Origin of the sequence: Pseudobutyrivibrio sp. 49, from assembly GCF_900100545.1 — a bacterium.
Lineage (GTDB): Bacteria > Bacillota > Clostridia > Lachnospirales > Lachnospiraceae > Pseudobutyrivibrio.
In genome coordinates, this window is sequence record NZ_FNDP01000005.1 from 106,924 (window position 1) to 132,042 (window position 25,119).

The 25,119-nt window shown below is 41.9% G+C and carries 21 protein-coding genes; 1 reads left to right on the plus strand and 20 read right to left on the minus strand.

Annotation, left to right across the window (positions count from 1 at the left end; all coding sequences use genetic code 11):
* Nucleotides 1–154 precede the first annotated feature (154 nt).
* From ftsH to metK, 14 genes are all read right to left on the minus strand, one after another.
* The gene (gene ftsH / locus BLP54_RS06625) at nt 155–2,014 is read right to left on the minus strand and encodes an ATP-dependent zinc metalloprotease FtsH (protein ID WP_242870652.1); all 1,860 of its coding nucleotides are present in this window, start codon (nt 2,012–2,014) and stop codon (nt 155–157) included.
* Nucleotides 2,015–2,047: 33 nt separating this feature from the next.
* Nucleotides 2,048–2,572 (minus strand): hypoxanthine phosphoribosyltransferase, encoded by a 525-nt coding sequence (gene hpt, locus BLP54_RS06630; protein ID WP_028247590.1) that lies wholly within the window; start codon nt 2,570–2,572, stop codon nt 2,048–2,050.
* On the minus strand, nt 2,565–3,929 hold the full coding sequence (gene tilS / locus BLP54_RS06635; RefSeq protein WP_090167952.1) for a tRNA lysidine(34) synthetase TilS: 1,365 nt from the start codon (nt 3,927–3,929) through the stop codon (nt 2,565–2,567). Before tilS ends, hpt begins: the two co-directional genes overlap by 8 nt.
* A complete protein-coding gene (locus BLP54_RS06640) occupies nt 3,892–4,206 on the minus strand; it encodes a septum formation initiator family protein (RefSeq protein WP_090167954.1) in 315 nt (104 codons plus the stop codon). The genes tilS and BLP54_RS06640 overlap by 38 nt, the downstream gene beginning before the upstream one ends.
* Nucleotides 4,207–4,208: 2 nt before the next feature.
* Nucleotides 4,209–4,448, minus strand: a complete 240-nt coding sequence (locus BLP54_RS06645) for an RNA-binding S4 domain-containing protein (protein ID WP_015548569.1) — start codon at nt 4,446–4,448, stop codon at nt 4,209–4,211.
* Between the two features lie 106 nt (nt 4,449–4,554).
* The gene (locus BLP54_RS06650; RefSeq protein ID WP_015548570.1) at nt 4,555–4,827 is read right to left on the minus strand and encodes an HU family DNA-binding protein; all 273 of its coding nucleotides are present in this window, start codon (nt 4,825–4,827) and stop codon (nt 4,555–4,557) included.
* A 229-nt stretch (nt 4,828–5,056) separates the two neighbouring features.
* The gene (locus tag BLP54_RS06655; protein ID WP_143002003.1) at nt 5,057–6,295 is read right to left on the minus strand and encodes a hypothetical protein; all 1,239 of its coding nucleotides are present in this window, start codon (nt 6,293–6,295) and stop codon (nt 5,057–5,059) included.
* A 4-nt stretch (nt 6,296–6,299) separates the two neighbouring features.
* The gene (locus BLP54_RS06660) at nt 6,300–7,631 is read right to left on the minus strand and encodes a CCA tRNA nucleotidyltransferase (RefSeq protein ID WP_090167958.1); all 1,332 of its coding nucleotides are present in this window, start codon (nt 7,629–7,631) and stop codon (nt 6,300–6,302) included.
* Complete coding sequence (gene proS / locus BLP54_RS06665) at nt 7,627–9,066, minus strand: proline--tRNA ligase (RefSeq protein WP_090167959.1); 1,440 nt, start codon at nt 9,064–9,066, stop codon at nt 7,627–7,629. The genes BLP54_RS06660 and proS overlap by 5 nt, the downstream gene beginning before the upstream one ends.
* A gap of 117 nt (nt 9,067–9,183) precedes the next feature.
* Nucleotides 9,184–11,466: a GGDEF and EAL domain-containing protein gene (locus BLP54_RS06670; protein ID WP_090167961.1), complete on the minus strand. Its 2,283-nt coding sequence runs from the start codon at nt 11,464–11,466 to the stop codon at nt 9,184–9,186.
* A gap of 23 nt (nt 11,467–11,489) precedes the next feature.
* Complete coding sequence (locus BLP54_RS06675; protein ID WP_090167963.1) at nt 11,490–12,146, minus strand: RluA family pseudouridine synthase; 657 nt, start codon at nt 12,144–12,146, stop codon at nt 11,490–11,492.
* A gap of 35 nt (nt 12,147–12,181) precedes the next feature.
* Nucleotides 12,182–12,871 (minus strand): response regulator transcription factor, encoded by a 690-nt coding sequence (locus tag BLP54_RS06680; RefSeq protein WP_090167966.1) that lies wholly within the window; start codon nt 12,869–12,871, stop codon nt 12,182–12,184.
* Nucleotides 12,864–13,925: a sensor histidine kinase gene (locus tag BLP54_RS06685; RefSeq protein ID WP_090167968.1), complete on the minus strand. Its 1,062-nt coding sequence runs from the start codon at nt 13,923–13,925 to the stop codon at nt 12,864–12,866. Before BLP54_RS06685 ends, BLP54_RS06680 begins: the two co-directional genes overlap by 8 nt.
* 68 nt (nt 13,926–13,993) lie before the next feature.
* The gene (metK, locus tag BLP54_RS06690) at nt 13,994–15,175 is read right to left on the minus strand and encodes a methionine adenosyltransferase (RefSeq protein ID WP_090167970.1); all 1,182 of its coding nucleotides are present in this window, start codon (nt 15,173–15,175) and stop codon (nt 13,994–13,996) included.
* Between the two features lie 231 nt (nt 15,176–15,406).
* Here metK and BLP54_RS06695 point away from each other — a divergent pair, with 231 nt between their 5' ends.
* A complete protein-coding gene (locus BLP54_RS06695) occupies nt 15,407–16,597 on the plus strand; it encodes an HD-GYP domain-containing protein (RefSeq protein ID WP_090167972.1) in 1,191 nt (396 codons plus the stop codon).
* Here the strand turns inward: BLP54_RS06695 and recD2 are convergent.
* From recD2 to uvrA, 6 genes are all read right to left on the minus strand, one after another.
* A complete protein-coding gene (recD2, locus tag BLP54_RS06700) occupies nt 16,581–18,821 on the minus strand; it encodes an SF1B family DNA helicase RecD2 (protein ID WP_176754495.1) in 2,241 nt (746 codons plus the stop codon). The genes BLP54_RS06695 and recD2 overlap by 17 nt on opposite strands.
* A gap of 128 nt (nt 18,822–18,949) precedes the next feature.
* Nucleotides 18,950–19,405, minus strand: coding sequence for a hypothetical protein (locus BLP54_RS06705; protein ID WP_090167974.1), 456 nt, complete (start codon nt 19,403–19,405; stop codon nt 18,950–18,952).
* Between the two features lie 49 nt (nt 19,406–19,454).
* Entirely contained in the window at nt 19,455–20,273 is an 819-nt protein-coding gene (locus BLP54_RS06710; RefSeq protein WP_090167975.1) for a flagellar hook-basal body protein, read from the minus strand.
* 11 nt (nt 20,274–20,284) lie between these two features.
* Nucleotides 20,285–21,088: a flagellar hook-basal body protein gene (locus BLP54_RS06715; RefSeq protein WP_090167977.1), complete on the minus strand. Its 804-nt coding sequence runs from the start codon at nt 21,086–21,088 to the stop codon at nt 20,285–20,287.
* A 125-nt stretch (nt 21,089–21,213) separates the two neighbouring features.
* Nucleotides 21,214–22,197, minus strand: coding sequence for a rod shape-determining protein (locus BLP54_RS06720; protein ID WP_090167979.1), 984 nt, complete (start codon nt 22,195–22,197; stop codon nt 21,214–21,216).
* 92 nt (nt 22,198–22,289) lie between these two features.
* Nucleotides 22,290–25,118 (minus strand): excinuclease ABC subunit UvrA, encoded by a 2,829-nt coding sequence (uvrA, locus tag BLP54_RS06725; protein WP_090167981.1) that lies wholly within the window; start codon nt 25,116–25,118, stop codon nt 22,290–22,292.
* Nucleotide 25,119 lies beyond the last annotated feature (1 nt).

A 25,119-nucleotide genomic window follows, 5' to 3' on the forward strand; every position in this document is an offset into this window, starting at 1 on the left:
CGCTGTCTTTTTAGGAGAAGGTATTTTTACTATGGGGTTAGTAAAAATTATATAATGTATTGGGGGGTTTTTACGATGTTTATTATATGGCGGTGCAACACTCAAGTGTGCACAAACATACCAAAACCCCTCAATATTTTTTGTGCATATTGCACTAATTATCCCAGTTAATACCTTCTACAGCGACTCCCTCGAGGCTTTCTTCGGTATTTTCATCCTTCACTTCATCCCCAAATAAAGCTTCGAATTCTGATCGACTAATCTTTTCTTTCTCTAATAATAGATTAGCACATTTGTGTAAGATAGGTTCATACTCTTTCAAAAGTTTCACAGCTTTTTCATAACATTCATCGATGATCATCTTAACCTCATCATCGATGGCCTTAGCTGTTGCATCTGAGAATCCCTTAGTATGAGCCAAATCTCTTCCGATGAAGACTTCTTCCTCGTCATCACCATAATGAACCATACCAATATTCTTAGAGAAACCAAACTTGGTAACCATGTTTCTGGCTGCCTGAGTAGCCTGCTTAATATCCTGAGATGCACCTGTGGTAACATCATCAAAAATAAGCTCTTCAGCAACTCTACCACCTAATGAAACCACAATATCCTGAAGCATTTTGCCCTTTGTATTGAACATTTCATCATTTTCATTGATAGGCATAGTGTAGCCTGCTGCGCTGGCACCTGTAGGAATGATAGAAACAGAATATACAGGACCTACATCAGGAAGCACATGGAATAAAATCGCATGTCCACTCTCGTGGTAGGCTGTAATCTTCTTTTCCTTATCAGAAACCACACGGCTCTTCTTTTCCTTACCAATACCAACCTTTACAAATGACTTCTTAATATCATCATTTGTGATGTATTGTCTGTCCTCACCTGCTGCAAGAATGGCTGCTTCATTAAGAAGATTCTCCAAATCTGCGCCTGTGAAGCCAACTGTAGTCTGAGCAATCTGTTTAAGATCAACGTCATCGCCCAAACTCTTATTACTAGCATGTACTTTAAGTATTTCTTCGCGTCCCTGCACATCTGGACGTCCAACAAATACCTTTCTATCAAAACGTCCTGGACGCATGATAGCGTGATCCAAAATATCTACACGGTTTGTGGCTGCCATAACAATGATGCCTTCGTTTACACCAAAACCATCCATCTCTACAAGAAGCTGATTCAGTGTCTGCTCACGCTCATCATGACCGCCGCCCATACCTGTACCACGGCGTCTGGCAACAGCATCAATCTCATCGATAAAAACAATACATGGCGCATTCTGCTTTGCCTCTGCAAAAAGGTCACGCACACGTGATGCACCTACACCGACGAACATCTCCACAAAGTCCGAACCAGAAATTGAGAAGAAAGGTACTCCTGCCTCACCAGCAATAGCTTTGGCAAGAAGTGTCTTACCTGTACCTGGAGGGCCTACAAGAATAACTCCCTTAGGGATACGTGCTCCAAGCTTTGTATATTTCTTAGGATCCTTGAGGAAATCAACAAGCTCCTCAACCTCTTCCTTTTCTTCTTTAAGACCTGCAACGTCATTGAAACGTGTGTGGATGTCCTCTTTTGTAGACATCTTGGCACGGCTCTTGCCGAAGTTCATCATTCTGGCATTGGCACCACCGCCACCTGCCCCCTGCGCATTCATCATAATCATAAAGAGAATGAATACTGCACCAAGAACAATGAGCATAGGTAAAAGCTCAGAAAGCCAACTATCATGAGGAATATCACTGAGATTGTAAGCAATATCTGCCTCAGTGAGCATATCCTGAAAATCATTTACATCAGACACATACAGTGTGACTGTATCGCCTGTGGTGAGCTTTATGGTAGCCGCACCTGTAGGAACTTCCTCATTCTGTGTAATACTAACAGATTTGACCTGTTCCCTTTTCATTGCACCTTTAAACTCCGCCATAGAATAGGTAGTAGTCTTGTTGCCCATGCTGCTGTAAAGAATACCTAACACAACCACAACAAATAGGGCGTAGATAATCATTCCTGAAGCTCTGTTTTTCTTCAAAGTGTCCTCCTAGTCTAGCTCAACAATACCGATGTATGGAAGGTTACGATATTTCTGGTCATAATCAAGACCGTAGCCAACAACAAACTGATCTGGAATTGTAAAGCCTGTATAGTCAACATGAACATCAACTTCTCTGCGGTCAGGCTTATCAAGCATTGTAACCATACGAACTGACTTTGCGCCACGGTCCTTGAAAAGCTGACCGAGGTAGTTAAGTGTATTACCACTATCAATAATATCCTCAACAATGATTACATTCTGACCTGTTGGATCTAAATCAAGGTCCTTCTTAATCTTAACTACTCCAGAAGATACTGTGCCACCATCATAGCTTGATGTAGCCATAAAATCGATAATAACTGGCACTGTAATTCTCTTAGCAAGCTCACATGCGAAGAATGAAGCTCCCTTAAGGATGCAAACTAAAAATACTGTCTCACCCTCATAATCCTTACTAATCTGTGCTCCAAGCTCAGCAATACGTGCTGCTAATTCATCCTCTGGTAAAAGGACTCTGATGTTCTCACTCATTTCCAATTCCTCCGTAAACTACCTCTAATACACGAGTGGTATTATTAGAGATTTTATAATATTCGCTGATTCGATAACCTACTACCCACATTACATGGCTACCATCACACACAAGAATGATTTTGTCCCTCATATGCTTAGGTATTTTTTCATCCACAAAATAGTCCTGAATAGACTTATGATTTCCAGCGGAATCGATAGTAAGATAATCCCCTTCAGCTCGGGTTCTTATTACAACATTATCCGATATTTTATCACAATCAAACCATTTAGTATAGGTTGACGTAGGGTATTTCATACCCGGCTCAAGGTCGAATTCACGGTAGGAAATGGTACCTTTTGGCTCATCATCTTCCTCCTCGTCAATCACATATAAATGCTCGTAGGAAATGATGAGAGTCTTCTTATATGGAAGCTGTACCTGTCGCTCTCCCTCCTCCTGTAGGAGCCCTAAAATACTTTCAATATGAACTGCACTTACATCCTTCTGATTTGGCATAAAACCACTAAGATACTCTTTTAAGGCCTGACTGGCGATAACTCGTGGAGCAGTGATAAAAGCTCGCTTTCTCAGCTTATCTCCCTCATCCTTGGCAATAGCCAAAAGCCCTTTCGCCTCAAGTGAGATATAATCTGCAACTTCCATCAATCTGTTAGTCATATCGGTAATATGCTCTAGTGCCTTAGGATTTATTTCTGAAAGTTCTGGTAAAATATTGTGTCTTATCCTGTTCCTGTCATAGCAGACCTCTGAATTGGTTTCATCCACGCAATAGGCAATCTCATTATCCTGAATAAATTCCAATATTTCTGCCTTGGGAATCTCCAATAAAGGACGTATAATTCTTCCTCTGGTTGGGGCTATTCCACACATTCCATCCAAGCCTGTACCTCTTGCCATATGGAAAAGAACCGTCTCTGCGTTATCGTCCGCATTGTGGGCTATCGCAATCTTTACTGTCTCCTCATCACTATCACCTTCCAGTTCCTTTGCGTAGGCCTCAAAGGCCTCATATCGTGCCATTCTGGCCTCTTCTTCAGTAGACCTGCCTGATTCTGCCACCATTGCAGGAATATCCACTCTAACGACCTTTAACGGCACCTCAAAGTCCCTGCAAAGACTCTCCACATATGCCTGATCTTCATCAGCATCCCCTTCCCTTATGCAGTGATTTACATGAAGGGCATGAATATCAAGACCATACTCCTCTTTCAATGCAAGGAGCACAAAAAAAAGGCATACAGAATCAGGTCCTCCGGATAAACCCAAGACCACCCTGTCGCCTTTGTTTAACATATTATTTTTTTGAATATATTCTCTAATCTTCTTTTTGTCTAAAAATGATCCAATTGTCATGTGTCAATCCAAGCTTCTGTGAAGCCTCATTTTCTATGTATTCGTCACTACCGACGTATTCTTCCTGTTCTTTTAACTGCTTACTCTTTTCTTCTGCTGCATCAAGCTGAGTCTGTAAAGTCTCCTCCTTCTTCTTGAGCTCCTCATTCTTATCGTAGAGGCGCACAATCTGGACAGTCATTACGCCTATCATGAAAAGCATAATAACCGCTACATATATTCTACCTGTGGAGGTTTTCTTTCGTCTTCTAACCTGTTTTCTTTTTTTCTTTGCCATAATTATAAATATTTAAAGAGATCTGCAGCTGCATCCTTCTTTGTAGTGTCCTGAATATCAAGGACCTCAACTTTCACATTTTTATTACCAAATGCTATTTCTATTATATCACCAACTTTAACGTCGGTGGAAGCTTTCGCAATTTTTCCATTAATTTGTACACGACCGCTGTCACAAGCTTCATTAGCAACAGTTCTACGTTTTATCAATCTACTTACTTTTAAATACTTATCTAGTCTCATAGCGTACCTCTTATCTCAACATAAGCTAGTAGGCTTGTAGCCGTAACTAGCGTAGGCTTAAAAAAAGGGTTCGGCATTGCCGAACCCTAGTCGATTCTAAAAGTTATTAGTTGATAGAATCCTTAAGAGCCTTACCAGCCTTAAACTTAGGAGCCTTAGATGCAGGAATCTTCATCTCAGCGCCTGTCTGTGGATTTCTACCTGTACGAGCTGCTCTCTTAGAAACTTCGAATGTACCGAAGCCAACAAGCTGAATCTTCTCCCCCTTCTTAAGCTCTTCAGCTACAACCTCTGTGAAAGCCTTTACAGAAGCCTCAGCATCCTTCTTTGAAATGTTAGCCTTGCTAGCGATAGCTGCTACTAATTCTGTCTTGTTCATTACTTATTCCTCCTCGAGAATTGTTATTTTTATTTTAGGACCAAAATCCTTAATAACTACAATATCCTTTATAATTGTTTTATATAACAGTGTCAACACAAAAACCCCAAAAAATCCCGATTTTATAAGGGTTTTATGAAATATTACAAATTTCTAACGTGATTTTTAACTATAATTACCATTTACAAACCCTTGATTTTCTAGGAAGTTCACAACTTTTTCACACAATCTAGTTCATTAAGTTGCTTATAAGGTCGGAAATCGTTGATAAATAGTCAACTTCGTAGTCATAATCATCCTTAATTGCGCTGCCTGCAGTCTCCTCTTCATGGCCGTTTGAAACAGTTTCGTCAATTATTTCTTCAGCCTGTTCAGAAGCCTCACTTGTTGACTCCGAAGAGGTAACTCCACTATCATTTTCAGCCTCCATTGCCAAGGTAATCTCAGCAGATTCTGAATTAACTACAAGGGTCTTTTTCCAGGCTTTATAGCCAGAGCATTTTACCACCAACTTGTGGGTGCCGTATTGTACATATTGAGGCTCGTTTGTGTCCACAATCTTTCCATCTATATATACATAGGTTTCTGGTACCGTCACCAGGAACGTCATCAGACAGTAGGATGGACCGTCTCCTTTCATGGAATCCAAATCCACCATGATATTTTCGCCACGATTAACTGTTATTTCCTGAGAACCGCCCCAGCCGTTATTGGCCACAGTCACCAGATAAGTGCCTTCAGGCACCTCAATTGTCTCATTTCCATTTACCATTGAAACAATCTTATTTCCTATAAAAATTAGACTACCATCAAAAACAGCTGTATTTACAAGGCTGAGATATCCATGCCCAGTAGTGATAGCAATAGATATTACCTCCTTGTCCTTTCCTATGACAGTTATTGCATCATCCTTACCTATATTCTCTATAAGAATCTTTTCACTGTCAGAATATGCTTTGGTCTTCTCTGTAAGCTTATAATTCTTACCATCGATAGCTATTAAATTGTGGGACATATCGATATTATATTTTTTAATATCCTCATACATCCATACATCTGCTGATTTCTGCACCAGACTTAGTGCTCCTGAAGACGGCAGAAAATCACCTATAGAAACTACGGAACCGGTAGTAAACTCGGCCCAGGTGTCTGTACTGCCATATTGATTTAAGAATTTCGTGGTCATGTTGTAATTGTAGCGTAGCTGCTGGTCAGATTCGATAGAATAAAGGGCTATAGTCTCATCTGTCATATCCAGACTTTCAACTATGTAAAGCTCCGGGTTCTCAGCCTCAGCCTGCTCCTGCTGGTCCTCCACCTCTTCAGTCTCATTACCATTCTGAAGAGCCGAACCAGTATAGTTAGTAACAGTGGCATTGTTACGATATCCACATCCCAGCAATGCCCCTGCACAAATAACTGATAATACTATTAAATTAGACCATTTTTTCGTAAAAATCCCTCTCATGGGATTATTTTATCATACTTTTAGCCATATTTAACAGAGTTTCCCTCTGATTCAATTCAGGATTTTCCACAACCGAGTCAAAAATAGTGGATAATACCTCTCCTATTCTTTGTCCCTGTGGAACTCCCATGGCAATTAAATCCTTGCCATTTATCTGCAAATCCTTGATTCGAAGGCAATCGCCTGCTGCAACCACCTCATTAAAAACTCTTTCAAGCTCATCTATATATTCAAGCTTCTCTTTACGATGATATGCGCTCTGAGCCAGTGTATCTGCTCTTTTAACCGCCAATAGGTCCTGGAAATTCTCCTGTCCCACGCGAATAATCATTCGACGAACATTGCGGTGATTAATCTCCGGTCTGTCATCATGATTCTTTACAAGATTGCATACCTTATCAGTAGTGTCATTATCAAATTTCAGGCGACGCAATACTGTACGAGCCATATCAGCACCCTTTACAGGATGGGTCTTGAAATGATTCTGACCATTTTCATCTGTAGTCTTGCAAACTGGCTTAGCAACATCATGAAGCATCATTGTAAGGCGAATAACCTTGTCCTCTGGAGCAAGTCCCATAGACACAATAGTATGCTCTCCTACTGAGTACATATGATGCTTGTTTACCTGGTCGCATTCCATCATGGCATCGAACTCTGGGAAGAATATCTTTGTAAGACCTGTAGCATATACATCCCTGATACGTTCTGGGTGAGCAGAAGTAACCAGCTTTACCATCTCCACCTGAATACGCTCTGCGCTGATTTTTTCCAGGGTAGGCGCAAGAGTCTTGATTGCCTCATAAGTGTCCTGCTCAATTTCAAAACCAAGCTGGGCTGAGAAGCGAAGAGCACGCAACATACGAAGGGCATCCTCTGTAAAGCGCTCGATCGGATTACCAACAGCCCTTATGATGCCAGCCTCCAAATCTGCTTTTCCACCAAACAAATCCACTAGACCATTTGTATCGTTATATGCCATGGCGTTGATGGTGAAATCGCGGCGCTTCAAATCCTCCTCAAGAGAAGCTGTGAAGGTAACCTCCTTAGGATGACGACCATCCTCGTACTTACCATCTACACGGTAAGTAGTAACCTCGTAGCCAATGCCATGCATCAAAACAGTAACCGTGCCATGCTCAATGCCTGTATCAAAAGTGCGCTCAAACAAAGCCTTCACCTGTTCTGGCAAGGCCGATGTGGTAATGTCCCAATCGTGAGGATTTTTCCCTAGAATGCAGTCACGGACACAGCCGCCTACTGCATAGGCTTCGTGTCCGTTAGATTCTAATACATTTATTATGTTTTGAACGTCTGCTGGTAAATTCATATTAATAAGCTTTACCCCAATATACTAATTTCTTAGCTGGCTTGCCGCAGCATGCACATACATCAGAAATATGCTCCTGATCATTGAATGGCATACAACGTGAAGTAACAGCTAAATCTTCTTTAATCTTGTTCTCACAAGCTTCATCCTCGCACCACATAGCACGAATGAAACCTGGCTTGTTATTTGCAATCTCTGTAAACTCTGCATAGTTGTGAGCATCCCAGATGTGGCTGTCGCGGTGAGCCTTTGCTCTCTCAAACATATCCTTCTGGATTGTCTCAAGAAGCTCTGCAACCTTTGCCTCTACCTGATCAAGTGGGCACTCAATCTTCTCGCGTGTATCACGACGAACAAGTACACACTTACCTGCCTCGATATCCTTTGGTCCGAGCTCTACACGAACAGGGATACCACGCATCTCTGCCTCGTTGAACTTCCAACCTGGTGACTTATCTGAATCATCAAGCTTAGCACGCATAGTCTTGCCAAGGCGCTCTGTAACCTCTGCTGCCTTCTCAAGTACCCCTTCCTTCTTCTGCCGAATAGGAATAACGATAACCTGTGTAGGTGCGATACGTGGTGGAAGAACAAGTCCTGAATCATCACCATGTACCATAATGATAGCACCGATAAGACGTGTTGTCATACCCCAAGATGTCTGATGTACATACTGAAGCTGATTATTCTTATCTGAGTACTGAATACCAAATGGCTTTGAGAAGTTCTGGCCAAAGTTGTGTGAAGTACCAGACTGTAAAGCCTTTCCATCGTGCATAAGTGCCTCGATTGTATATGTAGCCTCTGCTCCTGCGAACTTCTCCTTCTCAGTCTTCTGTCCGCGAACTACAGGCATAGCGAGAACTTCCTCGCAGAAGTCTGCGTAAAGATTAAGCATCTGAACTGTACGCTCCTCTGCCTCCTCTGCTGTAGCGTGAGCTGTGTGGCCCTCCTGCCATAAGAACTCTCTAGAACGAAGGAATGGACGTGTCTCCTTCTCCCAACGAACTACTGAGCACCACTGATTGTAAACCTTTGGTAAATCTCTGTGAGAGTGAATAATATCCTTATAGAAATCACAGAAAAGAGTCTCTGAAGTAGGACGAACGCAAAGACGTTCCTGAAGCGGGTTAAGACCACCGTGTGTAACCCAAGCTACTTCTGGTGCAAATCCCTCTACATGGTCCTTCTCAACCTGAAGAAGACTCTCCGGGATGAACATAGGCATGTAAACGTTCTGTACGCCTGTCTCCTTGAATCTTCTATCTAACTCGTGCTGGATGTTTTCCCAAATAGCATACCCATCGGGCTTGATAATCATGCATCCCTTTACTGATGAATATGCAATCAAATCAGCCTTAACAACTACATCGGTATACCACTGAGCGAAATCCTCTGACATAGAGGTAATCGCTTCTACCAGCTTTTTTTCCTGTGCCATTTTTTTCTCCTTTTCTTATTATAAAAATCTAGTTAAGCCCTATTATTCTAATACAAAATAAAAAGCAAGTCCACCCCTTAGATGAGATGGACCTGCACCAAATTTTTCAAAAAAATTTTAAAGATATAGTTCTTCGAATTTCTTTACCGGAAGTGGCTTATTAAAGTAGTAGCCCTGGAGATAATCAGCTCCTGTACCTTTAAGATAATTCATCTGATCCTCATTCTCCACGCCCTCTATAGTAACCATCATTCCAAGAGCCTTTGCAAGGGTGATGATAGTATTTACAATCTTGCGACCTCTTGTAATATTTTTATCCATAGCAAGGAAAGCCATATCCATCTTAAGAATATCTGCCGGAACCTCCTTCAACATATTCAAAGAAGAATATCCGCTTCCAAAATCATCAATTTCTATAAGGAAACCGTATTCCTTAAGGGATGCCATAATATCTATCTGGCGTTCCTTCTCTGTCATGAATATCGTCTCTGTAATCTCAAGCTTCAGACGTGATGGCTCAATGTGATACTTCTCCACAATTGAAACCAAGGTTTCGTATATATCCATGTAATAGAAATCCTTAACCGAGATATTAACCGAAATAGACAACTCCTCATGTCCCAGTGTAGTCCAGTAAGCCAGTCTCTTGGCCGCCTGCTCCCAAATGTACTGGTCAAGCTTGTAGATATATCCGGTCTTCTCCAACAGTGGAATGAAGGACGCTGGAGCAATAATTCCTCTGTCAGGATGAATCCAGCGAACCAGTGCTTCTGCCATTGTGATTCTTCCATCAACAGTAACCACCGGCTGTAAGAACATGGCAAACTGCCCTGTCTGAAGGGCTGTCTCAAACTCAGCCAATATTTTCTGCTCAGTCATGTACTCACGGCGAAGCATGTCGCCATAGTAGGCAATGCTGTTTTTAAAGCTATCCTTAATTGATTCAATGGCAAGGAATGCACCATCACACATTGAAACGATTGGAGCATCTCTGTCAAAGATGTCATATACACCTGCCAGAATAACCATGCGATACTGTGAATTATCAAGGGAATGACTAACCTGATTCATCCCAGTCATAAATATCTCTTCACTGTATCGATTCTTTGGTACCAAAATAGCAAAACGGTCTGCTTCAAGTCGAGCGAAGGTAGCACCTCCCGCAATTTTTTCTCGAATCGTATCTGCACAGCGGACAAGAAGCTCATCGCCCTTATCTACACCAAACACATCATTGATAAGCTTGAAGCCCTTTATATCGCAACAAACCATTACATAATCTATCTCAGGATTCTCATCCAGGATATTTCTGGCTTCCTCATAGAAGCTTTCTCTGTTAAGAGCACCTGTCAAGGCATCGTGAGTAGAACGATATTTCTCCTCCTCATATGCAAGGAAATCTCCAGTAACATCATAGAAGGAGAAGTAACATCCGCAGTAAAAACCTCTCTTATCGTAAATCTTATTGAAGTGAATATCGAAGCGATACTCCTCTCCATTAAAATTGTAAATGGCACTCCAATTGGTATTTGAAATGGAATTAGTTTCTCTTCCCTCTCTCCATCTCTTGAATCTGTCCTCGATAAGCTTATTGTCTCCACCTGGTGAAAACATTCTGTTGGCCTGCTGATTAGAATAGATGCAGTTGTCGTTCTCATCGAAGGATACCAGCGCGCATTCCATTCTTTCAGTAATGGTACTGAGCATGTATTCCACGAAGGTTTTTGGATTATACAAAAGCGTGTAGTAGCTTACGAAAATCGATGCCACCGAATACAGGCAAATGGAAATATCTACTGGGTAATCAAAGAAGAGATAAACAATATCCAACAATATGATGCCCACAAAGATTACCAGAATAGAAAGGTATCTGTTCCTGTGAAAGCCGCTGGTCAGATATGATTTCTGAATGAAAATCATAATAATCATGGCCACAAGGATATAGCAGAATACCAAATGCACTACGTAGTAATCATTGATTTGGAAGGCATAGAACCACTCTCCATCAAACTCCTTCTTCACAAGATAAAAAGCATGATGCCATTTGTAGTTAAAAAAGAGACTGATGGAATCAAGTGCTGCTATAGTAGCCGTAATCAACGCTGATGCATACTGATCTATCCAGATTCTTGTATATTGTCGGGCATAGAACAAAAACGTTATCAGTATCCAGTCGATGCCTATGAAATAAAAGGCATAACCAAATTCAGATGCCGTTTCCGTGCGCACAGATATAGCATGACTGTAAGAAAGGCAAGCAAAAATTCCCACAGCCAGAAGCTGCATTATTGAGATATTAAGTTTATTTTGCTTTATAGTGTGTTTTGTAGCAATGTACACTCCACACACCAGCATGATAAATGCTGTCAGCAAATAAGCTGCAACGTAGAGTTTGATCAATTGAAAACCCCCTGTTTTGTCAGTTAATTAGCAATTTTACTGTCTAAAAAATCTTCTCCCTTTGGCTTAACCTGAAACTCAACCTGTGCGCCAGAGGTAGGATGTGTAAATCCTATTGAATATGAGCACAGTGCCAGATTATGCCCTGTAGAAACTCCGCCATACTTAACATCTCCAAGGATTGGAGCTGTCCTGCTGGCAAGCTGTATTCTAATCTGATGATGACGTCCTGTTTGTAGCTCGATATCAAGGAGCTTGCGGTCATCCCACTCATCAATGGTATGATAACTCAACGAAGCCCTCTTCGCTCTAGGGTCATTTTCCGAAACCACCTTTGAAAGATTTGTGCGATTATCCTTTACCAAGTAATCCACCAAATCCCCCTCATCTGGAAAAGACTCTCTGGTAATGATTGCATAATAATGCTTTTTAAATTTGTGATCAGCAATCTGTCTTGTGAGATTATTGGCTGCAGCCTTTGTCTTAGCAAAAACCATAACCCCCTCTACAGGCTGATCCAAACGGTGAACCACATGAATCTCAGGGCTCTCCCCATTGGCCTTGAGATAATTGGAAAGCTCGCTTTCCATGTCCTTTTCACCTATATTTCTGGTCTGTGTCGCCAGACCAGCTGGTTTGTAGCATACTACGATGCTGTCGTCTTCGAATAATACTTCCATAGCATTACACCCCCTCAAGTGATAGTTATATTTTATCAGACTTTAAATCGATAACCAACACCCCAGATAGTCTCAATATATTGAGGTTTTGAAGTATTTAGCTCAATCTTTTCTCTAATCTTATTTACGTGCACAGTGACTGTGGAGATATCTCCAATGGATTCCTCTCCCCAAAGCGTCTCAAAGAGCTGCTCCTTTGAATAGATAACGTTAGGATTCTCTGCAAGGAATGCAAGCAAATCGAATTCCTTGGCTGTAAAAACTTTTTCCTCACCATTAATCCAAACACGACGGCTAGCCTTGTCAATTCTAAGTCCACGAATACTAATTTCATTCTTCTGAATATTTGGTGACTGAACCAGTCTCTCATATCTTGATAAATGGGCCTTTACACGGGCAACCAACTCACTTGGTGAAAATGGCTTTGTGATGTAATCATCTGCCCCAAGACCCAGTCCACGAATCTTATCAATCTCTTCTTTCTTTGCTGTAACCATAAGAATAGGTACATTCTTAACCTCACGGATTCGCTTGCAAAGCTCAAAGCCATCGATACCTGGAAGCATCAAATCCAAAATGTACATATCATAATTTCCAGCCAAAGCTTTCTGCAGGCCCTTTTCGCCATCGCCTTCTATGTCTACCTCGAAGTTAGAAAGCTCCAGGTAGTCCTTTTCAAGCTCAGCAATTGATTCCTCGTCCTCAATAATAAGTATTCTACTCACTGTAGACCTCCTCTAAATATTTACGAATTACGAAGTACATGGTGGTGCCTTCGTTTTCCTTACTTGTAACCCAAATCTTGCCACCATGGTCTTCAATGATTTTCTTAACAATGGATAGACCTATACCGCTTCCACCTGCTGCAGAATTTCTAGAGGTATCTGCACGATAAAACCTGTCAAAAACATATGGCAAATCGTGGGTGGCGATACCTTTCCCATTATCAGCAATTTCAATCTGAACAAAATCACCTACATCCTTGATAGTAATACCAATTCGTGATGAAACATCAGCACGCATATACTTCACGGAATTACTAACGATATTATGAATGATGCGTCCAAGCTGCTCTGGATCCGCAATAATCTGCACATCAGGGTCAACAAAATTGGAATAATCCAGACGAATATGCTGATTCTCCAAATCCATCCCCAGCTCCTCTATACAATCTGTAAAATAGGCGCTTAAGTTTAGCTTCTGGAAATTGTATGGAATCTTGTTGGTATCAATATTTGAATACAAGGTAAGCTCATTGATGAGTGTGTTCATCTCGTTAGCTTTATTGTAGATAGTTCGAATGTATTTCTCCTGCTTTTCAGGAGTGTCTGCTACGCCATCCAACATTCCCTCTGCATAGCCTTTGATAGCTGTGATTGGAGTCTTAAGATCGTGGGCGATATTTGAAATCAAAGCTCTCTGTTCTGCTTCATCCTCAAGTCGGTCCTTGGCATTGTTCTGAAGACGAACTCGCATATCCTCAAAGGAATTGCAAAGCTCACTCATCTCATCTTTGCCTGTGCTTGCGACACTGTAATCTAGATTGCCCTCTTTGATATTATTAGCGGCTCTTATCAGCTTTTTTAAAGGAATAACGACACCACTATATATCCAGGTAACCATCATAAAGGCGGTAAAGGACATGATAAACAATTCCGCAATTACGAATTTAAGTAAGGTGCGATCGAACCTGCCGCTAAGCAATAGTAATATGTACATGATGATTGGTACGACAGCGATTATGAAAAATGAAATAATAAGCCTGTGTTTTAATTTCATGACACGTCTCCAAATATAATAAAAGCAGCCCTGTATAGGACTGCTTTTATTATATCATATTGATAATTTTAAAGATATTTCTTTAATGTCTCAGCTTTGTCTGTCTGCTCCCATGGAAGCTTAACATCTGTACGGCCAAAGTGACCATAAGCTGCTGTTGGACGGTAGATTGGACGACGAAGGTCGAGCATCTTGATGATTCCTGCTGGACGAAGATCAAAGTTCTCGCGAACGATCTCAATGATTCTCTCATCAGAAAGCTTCCCTGTACCGAATGTGTCTACCATAACTGATGTAGGCTCTGCAACACCGATAGCGTATGAAAGCTGAATCTCGCACTTATCTGCAAGTCCTGCTGCTACGATGTTCTTTGCAACGTAACGTGCTGCATAAGCACCTGAGCGGTCTACCTTTGTGCAATCCTTTCCTGAGAAAGCACCGCCGCCGTGACGAGCGTATCCACCGTATGTGTCTACGATAATCTTACGGCCTGTGAGACCTGCATCACCGTGTGGGCCACCGATTACAAAGCGGCCTGTTGGATTGATGTAGAACTTTGTCTTATCATCAATCATGTCCTTTGGAAGGACTGGATCAAAGACATATTTCTTAATGTCTTCGTGAATCTGTTCCTGAGTAACGTCTTCGTCATGCTGAGTAGATAAAACTACAGCTTCAAGTCTAACTGGCTTGCCAGCTTCGTCATACTCTACAGATACCTGTGTCTTTCCATCTGGTCGGAGGTACTTTAAAGTACCGTCTTTGCGGACATTTGCAAGCTGTAGAGCAAGTCTATGAGCAAGAGAAATAGGATAAGGCATGAGCTCTTCTGTTTCGTTTGTAGCGTAACCGAACATCATACCCTGGTCACCGGCGCCTGTATCCAGGTCGTCTGTAAGTGAGCCTTCCTTTGCCTCAAGAGCCTTGTCAACACCCATTGCAATGTCTGCGGATTGTTGATCAAGAGCGACCATAACAGCGCAAGAGTTTCCATCAATGCCTTTCTTTCCATCGTCATAACCGATTTCAAGAAGAGTCTTGCGAACAATAGCTGGAACGTCGAGCTGAGCCTTTGTAGTAATCTCGCCTGTAACAAGTACGAAACCTGTACATGAGCAAGACTCACAAGCTACTCTACTCATAGGATCTTCAGCTAAGCAAGCATCGAGGATGGCATCAGATATGGCATCACACACCTTATCTGGATGGCCTTCTGTTACTGACTCTGAAGTAAAAAGTAACTTTTCCATTTTCGACTCTCTTTCTATATAAAATTAAAAATGAAATACACCTAAGCGCATACTTAGGTACGCTAAGTATACTCCCAATTTTACATATAAACAATAGCTAGATGCCTTGTTTTGTCTTTTATTCACGGACATTTCACAATCACCAAAATTTGTAACTACTGTGAACTATATTGTCTTTAGATTTTTCAATTATTATAATTAAATTGTATATACAATAGGTGAGGTCTAAAGATGACAACATTAACAGTAGACAAACTTGAACCTAATATGATTGTTTCAGAACCAGTGGTCACCAAAAGAGGGCAGACCATTGTGAAGGCCGGGGAAAAACTTACGCCTCAGATGATTGCAAAGCTTACTTTCTATAAGATAGAGTCTGCCACTGTGGAAGATATCGAGGAAGAGGCGCCCGTAGAAGAAGTTCCTGCGCCAGTTCAGGAAGAAACACCTGAACCTAAAAAAACAAAACCTGCACAAAAAGAAAAGAAAAAAGAAGTAGACCTTGCTCATCCTAAAGAGGCTGTAAAACAATCTTATACACAGATTCCTTACACTCAAAGATTAAAGGCATCGCCTACTTTCCAAAAATTTCAATCGGATTATGCAATCAATTTAGCATTCCTTCAGAAGAATTTCGATGACATCTTAGCCGGAGCTACCTGTTCCACGGATGAAATGCTTAAAAACTGCGAATCACTTTTTAAATCAAAGACAACCATTGAGCTTTTAAATATGCTTGGTAATATGCGTAATTTGGAAGACCCTGTTTATTCCCACTCTTTAAATGTGGGCCTCATTTCCCGCGTTATTGGAAAATGGTTGAAGCTGCCACTGGAAGACGTTAATTTACTGACGCTTGCAGGACTGCTTCATGACATAGGCAAAACCCAAATTCCTAAAGAAATACTTAATAAGCCAGATAAACTTACCGACGAAGAATTTGCCACCATGAAAACCCATACCACCCTTGGTAAAAAGGTTCTTAATGGCAAGGGCTTTGATCCTAGAATTTTATATGCCGCTCTCCAACATCATGAAAGATGTGACGGCAGCGGATATCCAAGAGGTCTGGAAGAAGATGAAATAGATGATTTTGCCTGCATCGTGGCCATCGCTGATGTGTATGATGCCATGACTTCAGCAAGAGCGCACCGTGACCCACTATGCTCCTTCCAAGTAATTAGTGAATTCGAAAGGGAAGGCTTACACAAATTTAAAACTAAATATATTCTTACCTTCCTGGAACATATTGCAAACACCTATAATAACAGTCGCGTCATGCTGAATGACGCAAAAACAGGCCGTGTAGTCTACATTAATAAATCTAGCCTTTCACGACCTGTAGTGCAGCTTGATAGTGGCGAAATTATTAATCTCGCCGACAGCGCCTATAGCAATTTTTTTATTAAATCAATTCTCTAAAGGCTTCCTCTATTCTATCCTTGAGACCTGAATAGCGCTTGGCCTGAGAAACATTATCTATCATAGAATAGAAAACCTCTGCGTCACCTACCATGGTGACGCATTTTTTTGCTCTGGTGATTGCTGTGTAAAGGATATTTCGATTCATAAGCATCCTTGGACCATCCATAATAGGCATAACCACGGCGGGGTACTCTGAGCCCTGTGACTTATGAATGGTAATAGCATAGGCAAGCTCAAGTTCATCTAGATTGACAAATGGATAAACCACCTTTCTGCCCTCTTCAAACTCTACTGTCACTGTCTTTGCCCAGTCATTGATATCTTTAATTATTCCCACATCACCATTGAAAACTCCTACGCCTTTTTCCAAAGTGATGTTGTAATTTCCAGTCACTTCCCATTCAAGCTGATAGTTATTCTTAATCTGCATAACCTTATCGCCCTCACGGAAAAGCCGGGTATCACCCTTCCACTCCTTCTTGTCAGGAGATTCCGGATTAAGGAAGCGCTGCAAAATAGTGTTCAGTCGCTCCACTCCAATAAGACCCTTTCTGGTAGGAGTAAGCACCTGAATTTCACTGATTCCAGCATCAACATATTTAGGCATCTTATCCCTTACAAGAGTAAGCATTACATTGATAATTGTATCCGCCTCATCCCTTTTTAAGAAAAAGAAATCCTTGGATTTATTATCCAAAACTACATGCTCGCCCTGATGAATCTTGTGGGCATTCATGACGATATCACTTTCCTGTGCCTGACGGAAAATCTTCTCAAGTGTAACCGAGCAGAATTGTCCTGAAGCCAAAATATCCTTTAGAACATTGCCCGGTCCGACACTAGGAAGCTGATGCTCATCGCCAACAAGAATAAGACGTGTTCCTGGTGATATTGCCTTAAGAAGGGAAAACATAAGAGATACATCTACCATAGACATCTCATCGATAATGATAACATCGCACTCCAAAGGATTGTCCTCATTGCGCTCAAATTTTGCGAAGCTTGTTACGTCATCGTCATCATCACCCACACGCCCAGAAACCTCCAGCATTCTGTGGATAGTACGAGCCTCGTAGCCTGTAGCTTCGCTCATTCGCTTCGCTGCACGTCCAGTTGGGGCCCCAAGGAAGATGTTGTACCCCTCTTCCTCGAATATATGAATCATGGTGGTGATGGTAGTGGTCTTTCCTGTACCAGGACCACCAGTAAGAACGAAAAATCCTCTTTCAACTGCTGCAAGTACTGCTTCCTTCTGCAAATCATCCAGCTGGAATTCTCCTTCTTTTTCAATTCGACGGATGACCTTCTCTAAATCTTCCCTGTCCACCTTGTAGGTCACATTAAGATCCTTCAGCATTCCGGCAATGGATTCCTCCATACGATAGAATGCTCTGGAATATATTTGACGGTTACCCTCTGGATCTCGCTTTATAATCAGCTTTTTATCCATAGCCAGATTCATAATCTGCGCAGCTACGGACTCAGCATCTACCTTAAGCAAATCCACCGACATATCTACAAGAGTATCCTCTGGCAAATATGTGTGACCAAAGCTGGCCCCCTGGGTAAGGACATACATGATACCGCCCTTAATTCTAAACTCAGAGTCAACCTTGATTCCTACCTGGCTTGCTATCTCATCGGCAGTTTTGAAACCGATACCTGAAACCTCGTCTGCAAGCTTATATGGATTGCTCTGGATTATGTTGTAAATATCATTTCCAAAGCGGTTGTAAATCTTGATAGCCTTGTTACCATGTAATCCATATCTATCAAGGAAAATCATGGCATTTCTGATATCCTTGGCGCCTACAATCTGGTCTGAAATCTCCATAGCTTTGTTGATGGAAATTCCCTTTACCTCAGCTAAACGCTCCGGCTCTTCTTCAATAATTCGGAAGGTATCTCCACCAAACATCTTGATAATTCTGGCTGCAAGCTTCGGACCGATTCCCCTGATTGCACCAGAGCCAAGATATCTTTCCATAGAAGCAGCATCTGTAGGAGCCACCGCCTCATAACTTACAGCCTTGAACTGCTTTCCATAGGTAGGATGATCTACGTAATCTCCTCTCAGGAGAAGATTCTCTCCCTCACCTACTGTAGGAAATACTCCTGTACAAGTGATAAGGAACTCATCCACCACAAAATCCAGCACTGTGTAGCCATTGTCGGCATTTCTATATATTATGTTTTCTACGTAACCTGTTATTTCTTCCATGCGATAAATGATAGCATAAAAATACCACCATGTAACTATCAAGCTCTAAGTGTTACTAAAGCGAAGCTTTCTTCAGCTGAGTGTAGTAACATCTTAGGCTTGAGAGTGTAACATGGTGGTTTCTTATACTATGCCTGTACACCAGTTACTGTACTTCCGTTCTGCTGAGCAATATCGTCTGACACTCTCTCAGCATCAAGTCCTGCATTTTCTGAAGCCTGGCTTGAAGTTCCTGTGATTCCGTAGTTTCTCATAATCTGCTCTACAAAATCGTCTGTTACAGAACCACCTATCTGGTCTACCAGCTGTGAAGCAATGTGTGTAATGGCCTGATCAAGATAAAGATCCTTGTACTGAGACATTGTAGTATCTTCATCCTCATCCTCGTTTACGAAGGTCTCCTTCATCTGCTTGATAACCTGTTCCATCATGTAAGTCTCGAAATCCTTAACTGCGTTGGTGATTTCTTCCTTACTGGAATCCTTCGAAATACCATTGACAGATTTGGCAGTTGCCTCGGCATTTGCCTTTGTTTGATTCGCGTATTGTGTTTGTAAATACGTGCTCATTCCTGTTACATCCATTTTTTTGTCCCCTTTCGTGACAACAACTACTATCCCTTTTTAATTACTTTTATCTCTTAAGGTTATTAGCCTGCTCCAGCATTGTATCTGAAGTGGTGATAGCCTTTGAGTTCATTTCGTATGCACGCTGTGCAATGATAAGATTTACCATTTCATCAGCTACATTTACATTGGAGCCTTCCAAATAGCACTGTGCAATTTGGCTACGGGTAACTCCCGCAGTGTTCCATTCGCTGATAGGTTCTCCAGATGCATCACTTTCATCATAGAGATTCTCGCCTATTTTATTTAGTCCTACTCTGTTGGTAAATTGGTATAGCGCTATAGACTGTCCGGTTTGAATAATATTTCCTGCTGCATCCTTATATGATGTAGAACCATCATCAATATTTACTGCAAATCCAAGCTCACCTGCTGTTGCAGGAAGTGTAATCACCCGACCTGCCTGATCCAGTACTTGATATCCTTCAGCTGTGGTAAGTACCTTATTTCCATCAGGACCAATTGCCCAAGTAAAATTACCATTTCTGGTATAGTGTCTTTCCTCACCATCCTGTACTGCAAAGAAGCCTTCGCCGATGATACACATTGCAGTTTTACTATCATTGGCCATCTGAGCACCTTGCGTAAAGTTAGCATTCAAAGATGCTACTCTTGTACCCAAACCAACCTGTGCACTTGTAGGCTTTGATTCACCCTGTGCATTTGTACTTGTAGCTTCAAGTGTCTGATAAAGCAAAGTCTTGAACTGTGCAGACTGAGCCTTATAGGCTGTGGTATTAACGTTAGCTAAGTTGTTAGCTATTGTATCTACTTGAATCTGCTGACCCTTCATTCCAGAAGCGCCTGACCACAATGATCTTACCATCTAGCTACCTCCTATACATTGCCAACCTGATTACATGTCTTCTCTAACGTTGAATCCTCTGTCTGAATCATCTTCTGACCAGCCTCATAGGCTCTTGCGATTGTAATCATGCTTACCATTTCATCAATTACGTTTACATTTGAGGCTTCAAGCATTCCCTGTTGCACTGTTGCCTCTGCTTCAATTACGGTACCTCCATCGATTAAATCGTAAAGATTCTCGCCGTATTTATTGATGTAATCGTAGTCTTCAATATCTACAATACCTATAGTGGTAACATCCTCTCCGTTCTGTCTGATGGTTCCATCTGGAGATATCTCGTATTTAAGATTCGGATCAATCTGCACGTAATTGTCCTCGCCACCCTGTGAATTTAATGCTCCATCCTGTGTTAGAACAAAATCACCATCCACAGTTCTCAGATAACCATCCACATCAACTACAAAAGCACCATCTCTCGTGTACTTGATGGAGGTTTCCCCTGCCTTGTTTGTGAACTCAATAGCGAAGAAGCCTTTGCCTGCCAGTGCTACGTCAGAATCCTTATCAGTAATCTGAAAAGCTCCCTGGTCCCAATTTGTATAAGTCTCACCAACCTTTGTTCCTAATGAAATATAACCGATTCCCTCAGGAGCATTGTGTAAATGAGAAGTATCCTTAATTTTGATTGCAAGTCTTTCATCAAAAGCTTGTGCAACCAAAGCTTCCTTCTTGTATCCAGTGGTAGCAGAGTTCGCAAGATTGTTGGTCATAACGTCCATTCTTCTCTGCTCGTTAACCATTCCGGTATAGCCTGTATAGAGTCCTTTTACCATGTAAGCCTCCTACATTTTTGCAAGCTTTACACTATTCTACATCTAGGTTATCGGATACTTTAAAATAAAAATAACCCCTTTTGTTATATTTTTTAACAAAAGGGGTTATCTAAATATTCTATGTTTTATGAATCTGCAAGAAGCTCTACATAACGGCCTGTACCGATAGCTACGCATGTCATAGCCTCGTCAGCTGTCATTGTGTTGATACCTGTGCGATCCTCGATAAGCTCCTCGAGACCACGAAGAAGTGCACCACCACCTGTAAGAACGATACCTCTGTCGGCAACGTCAGCTGCAAGCTCTGGTGGAGTTCTTTCGAGAACAGAGTGAATAGCCTCAACAATCTGCATTGTAGCTTCCTTAAGAGCTTCCTCTGTCTCCTCTGACGAAACTGTAATAGTCTTTGGAAGACCTGAAACAAGGTTTCTTCCTCTAACATCCATAGTCTCTGCCTCACCAAGTGGGAAGCAACGACCAATCTTAATCTTAATATCCTCGGCTGTACGCTCACCGATAAGAAGATTGTGCTTCTTTCTCATGTAACGAACGATAGCCTCATCGAAATCATCACCAGCAACCTTGATAGATGTGCTGACAACTGAGCTACCAAGTGAGATAACAGCGATATCTGCTGTACCACCACCAATATCTACAATCATGTTACCCATTGGAAGAGAAATATCGATACCAGCACCGATAGCTGCTGCGATAGGCTCCTCAATGATAGACACCTCACGTGCACCTGCTGCAAAAGCTGCATCCTCAACGGCACGCTTCTCTACTTCTGTAGCACCAGAAGGTACGCAAACTGCGATACGAGGCTTACGATAGCTCTTCTTGCCCATAGCCTTCTGTACGAAGTACTTAATCATCTTCTCAGTAACTGTGTAGTCAGAGATAACACCCTGACGAAGTGGACGAACTGCCACAATATTACCAGGAGTACGTCCGATCATAAGACGTGCCTCCTCACCAATTTCCTTAATCTTGTTAGTATCTCTATCAAAAGCCACTACTGAAGGCTCTTTTAAAACAACGCCTTTGCCCTTTGCATAAACAAGAACACTCGCTGTACCTAAATCAATACCGATATCTGAACCTGCCATTTTCTTATTCCTTTCTAATTTCTGTATATTGTATATTACTGTCCATTTGGACAGAATGACGCATTTTTACTTTTCTATTATATACGAAATCTTTAAGGATTCAAGTATTCTTTCAAATACTGTCCGGTATAGCTCTTTTTAACCTTCACAATCTCCTCAGGAGTGCCCTTGGCAATTACTGTACCGCCTCGGTCTCCTCCGTCAGGTCCCATGTCAATAATGTAATCTGCACATTTGATAACATCAAGGTTGTGCTCAATGACTACAACAGTGTTTCCTGAATCAGAAAGCTTTCTCATGATTTCCACAAGCTTGTTTACATCATCAAAATGTAAACCTGTAGTAGGCTCATCCAAGATATAGATTGTCTTTCCAGTAGCGCGACGTGAAAGCTCTGTAGCAAGCTTGATTCGCTGAGCCTCACCACCTGAAAGTGTGGTAGATGGCTGACCAAGCTTGATATATCCAAGCCCTACGTCATAAAGACTCTGAATCTTATTTAGGATGCTTGGTACATTCTTAAAGAACTCTACAGCTTCCTCAACAGTCATATCAAGGATATCGTAGATAGTCTTTCCCTTGTAGTGAACCTCAAGAGTCTCACGGTTATAACGCTTTCCACCGCATACCTCACAAGGAACATACACATCAGGAAGGAAGTGCATCTCTATTTTGATGATACCATCACCTGAGCAGGCCTCGCAGCGACCACCCTTTACATTGAAAGAGAATCGGCCCTTGCTGTAGCCACGCTCCTTTGCCTCAGTAGTACCAGCAAACAAGTCACGAATCAGATCAAATACACCAGTGTAAGTGGCAGGATTTGAACGAGGTGTACGTCCGATTGGTGACTGGTCGATGTCAATTACTTTATCAAGCGCTTCTGTGCCGATGATATCATCATGCTTTCCAGAAATCTTTCTTGCTCTGTTAAGGCGCTTAGCCAAATCCTTGTAAAGAATCTCGTTGATAAGTGAGCTCTTTCCAGAACCTGATACGCCTGTAACAACTGTCATTATTCCAAGTGGAATATCAACATCAATATTCTTAAGATTGTGCTCTCTGGCCCCCTTAATAGTTAGCCAACCCTTTGGCTCTCTGCGTTCTGATGGGACCGGGATGCAAAGCTTTCCACTGAGATACTGACCTGTGATGGAATTAGGGTTAGCCATTATTTCCTCAGGCGTACCAGCGGCAACCACTTCTCCACCATCCTTGCCTGCGCGAGGTCCGATATCCACAAGATAATCTGCAGCCTTCATGGTATCCGCATCATGTTCTACGACAATCAGCGTATTTCCAAGGTCTCTAAGCCCCTTCAGAGATGCTAATAACTTGTCATTATCCTTTTGGTGAAGACCAATGGATGGTTCATCCAAAATGTAGGCAACGCCAACAAGTCCTGAACCAATCTGGGTAGCAAGACGGATTCGCTGAGCCTCTCCACCTGAAAGAGATGCTGTAGCTCTTGCAAGGGTAAGATAATCCAAGCCTACATCCACCATGAATTTAAGTCTGTTTCTAATCTCTTTAAGTACAACAGCACCTATCTTTTTCTGCTGCTCTGTAAGCTGAAGATTCTCAATCAAATCATAAAGCTCATGGATAGGATACTGAGTCATTTCAAAAATATTTTTGTCGTCGATAGTAACAGCCAGTGATTCCTTCTTTAGACGCTGTCCATGACAGCAAGGGCACTCGCTGTAGAACATAAACTCCTCGTACTCTCTCTTGGCAGACTCCGAGAAGGTCTCCTTGTAACGACGATTAACATTTTCAATTAATCCCTCAAACACTGTAGGATAAACGCCTCGACCACGCTGTCCCTCATAGTGAACGTCAACGGACTTATCAAATCCATGGATGAACATGTGACGAATCTTCTCTGGTAACTCCTTGTAAGGTGTATCCAAAGAGAAATCGTACTCGCTTGCCAATGCCTCCAATAACGCATGGGCAAAGCTCCCCTTCTTACTAGATGACTGCCAGCCCATTACCTGCACACAGCCACCGTTGAAAGAAAGACTTTTATCAGGAATCATAAGGTCCTCATCAAACTCCATCTTATAGCCAAGACCGAAGCACTCTGGGCAGGCACCAAATGGATTGTTGAAGGAGAAGCTTCGTGGCTCCACCTCATCGATACTGATTCCACAATCTGGACACGAGAACCCTTCAGAAAATCTGATAGGTTCTCCATCGATAACATCTACAATCATCAGACCCTCAGCCAGCTTAAGCACTGCCTCGATAGAATCTGTAAGTCTCTTCTCGATACCTTCCTTGATAACAAGACGGTCAACAACTATCTCAATGTTATGCTTAATATTCTTATCTAATAAGATTTCCTCAGATAAATCGTAGACATTTCCATCAACGTTTACACGAACATAACCAGACCTCTTCGCCTTCTCAAAAAGCTTTTCATGGGTACCCTTACGGCCTCTTACAACAGGTGCAAGAAGCTGTATCTTGGTGCGCTCTGGAAGTGCCATAATCACATCCACCATTTGGTCTACTGTCTGCTTGCTGATAGGCTTTCCACAATTTGGACAGTGTGGCACACCGCAGCGGGCATAGAGAAGGCGCATGTAGTCATAAATCTCAGTAACTGTTCCAACCGTAGAACGTGGATTGTGATTAGTGCTCTTCTGGTCAATAGAGATAGCAGGTGGCATTCCTTCCATGTGCTCTACATTTGGCTTTTCCATCTGGCCTAAGAACTGGCGGGCGTAGCTGGATAAGGATTCCATGTAGCGACGCTGTCCCTCGGCAAAGATTGTATCGAAGGCCAGGGATGATTTTCCTGAGCCTGAAAGACCTGTGAGAACAACAAATTCATCACGTGGAATGTCTATGCTGATGTTTTTCAGGTTGTGCTCGTTGGCCCCTTTTATTTTGATGTATTTTCGTTCTTTCATT

Bases quoted from the DNA above. Each gene is read 5' to 3' on its own strand.
- ftsH (WP_242870652.1), bottom strand. From the start codon at position 2,014: ATGATTATCTACGCCCTATTTGTTGTGGTTGTGTTAGGTATTCTTTAC.
- hpt (WP_028247590.1), bottom strand. From the start codon at position 2,572: ATGAGTGAGAACATCAGAGTCCTTTTACCAGAGGATGAATTAGCAGCA.
- tilS (WP_090167952.1), bottom strand. From the start codon at position 3,929: ATGACAATTGGATCATTTTTAGACAAAAAGAAGATTAGAGAATATATT.
- BLP54_RS06640 (WP_090167954.1), bottom strand. From the start codon at position 4,206: ATGGCAAAGAAAAAAAGAAAACAGGTTAGAAGACGAAAGAAAACCTCC.
- BLP54_RS06645 (WP_015548569.1), bottom strand. From the start codon at position 4,448: ATGAGACTAGATAAGTATTTAAAAGTAAGTAGATTGATAAAACGTAGA.
- BLP54_RS06650 (WP_015548570.1), bottom strand. From the start codon at position 4,827: ATGAACAAGACAGAATTAGTAGCAGCTATCGCTAGCAAGGCTAACATT.
- BLP54_RS06655 (WP_143002003.1), bottom strand. From the start codon at position 6,295: ATGAGAGGGATTTTTACGAAAAAATGGTCTAATTTAATAGTATTATCA.
- proS (WP_090167959.1), bottom strand. From the start codon at position 9,066: ATGGCACAGGAAAAAAAGCTGGTAGAAGCGATTACCTCTATGTCAGAG.
- BLP54_RS06675 (WP_090167963.1), bottom strand. From the start codon at position 12,146: ATGGAAGTATTATTCGAAGACGACAGCATCGTAGTATGCTACAAACCA.
- BLP54_RS06685 (WP_090167968.1), bottom strand. From the start codon at position 13,925: ATGAAATTAAAACACAGGCTTATTATTTCATTTTTCATAATCGCTGTC.
- metK (WP_090167970.1), bottom strand. From the start codon at position 15,175: ATGGAAAAGTTACTTTTTACTTCAGAGTCAGTAACAGAAGGCCATCCA.
- BLP54_RS06695 (WP_090167972.1), top strand. From the start codon at position 15,407: ATGACAACATTAACAGTAGACAAACTTGAACCTAATATGATTGTTTCA.
- recD2 (WP_176754495.1), bottom strand. From the start codon at position 18,821: ATGGAAGAAATAACAGGTTACGTAGAAAACATAATATATAGAAATGCC.
- BLP54_RS06705 (WP_090167974.1), bottom strand. From the start codon at position 19,405: ATGGATGTAACAGGAATGAGCACGTATTTACAAACACAATACGCGAAT.
- BLP54_RS06710 (WP_090167975.1), bottom strand. From the start codon at position 20,273: ATGGTAAGATCATTGTGGTCAGGCGCTTCTGGAATGAAGGGTCAGCAG.
- BLP54_RS06715 (WP_090167977.1), bottom strand. From the start codon at position 21,088: ATGGTAAAAGGACTCTATACAGGCTATACCGGAATGGTTAACGAGCAG.
- BLP54_RS06720 (WP_090167979.1), bottom strand. From the start codon at position 22,197: ATGGCAGGTTCAGATATCGGTATTGATTTAGGTACAGCGAGTGTTCTT.
- uvrA (WP_090167981.1), bottom strand. From the start codon at position 25,118: ATGAAAGAACGAAAATACATCAAAATAAAAGGGGCCAACGAGCACAAC.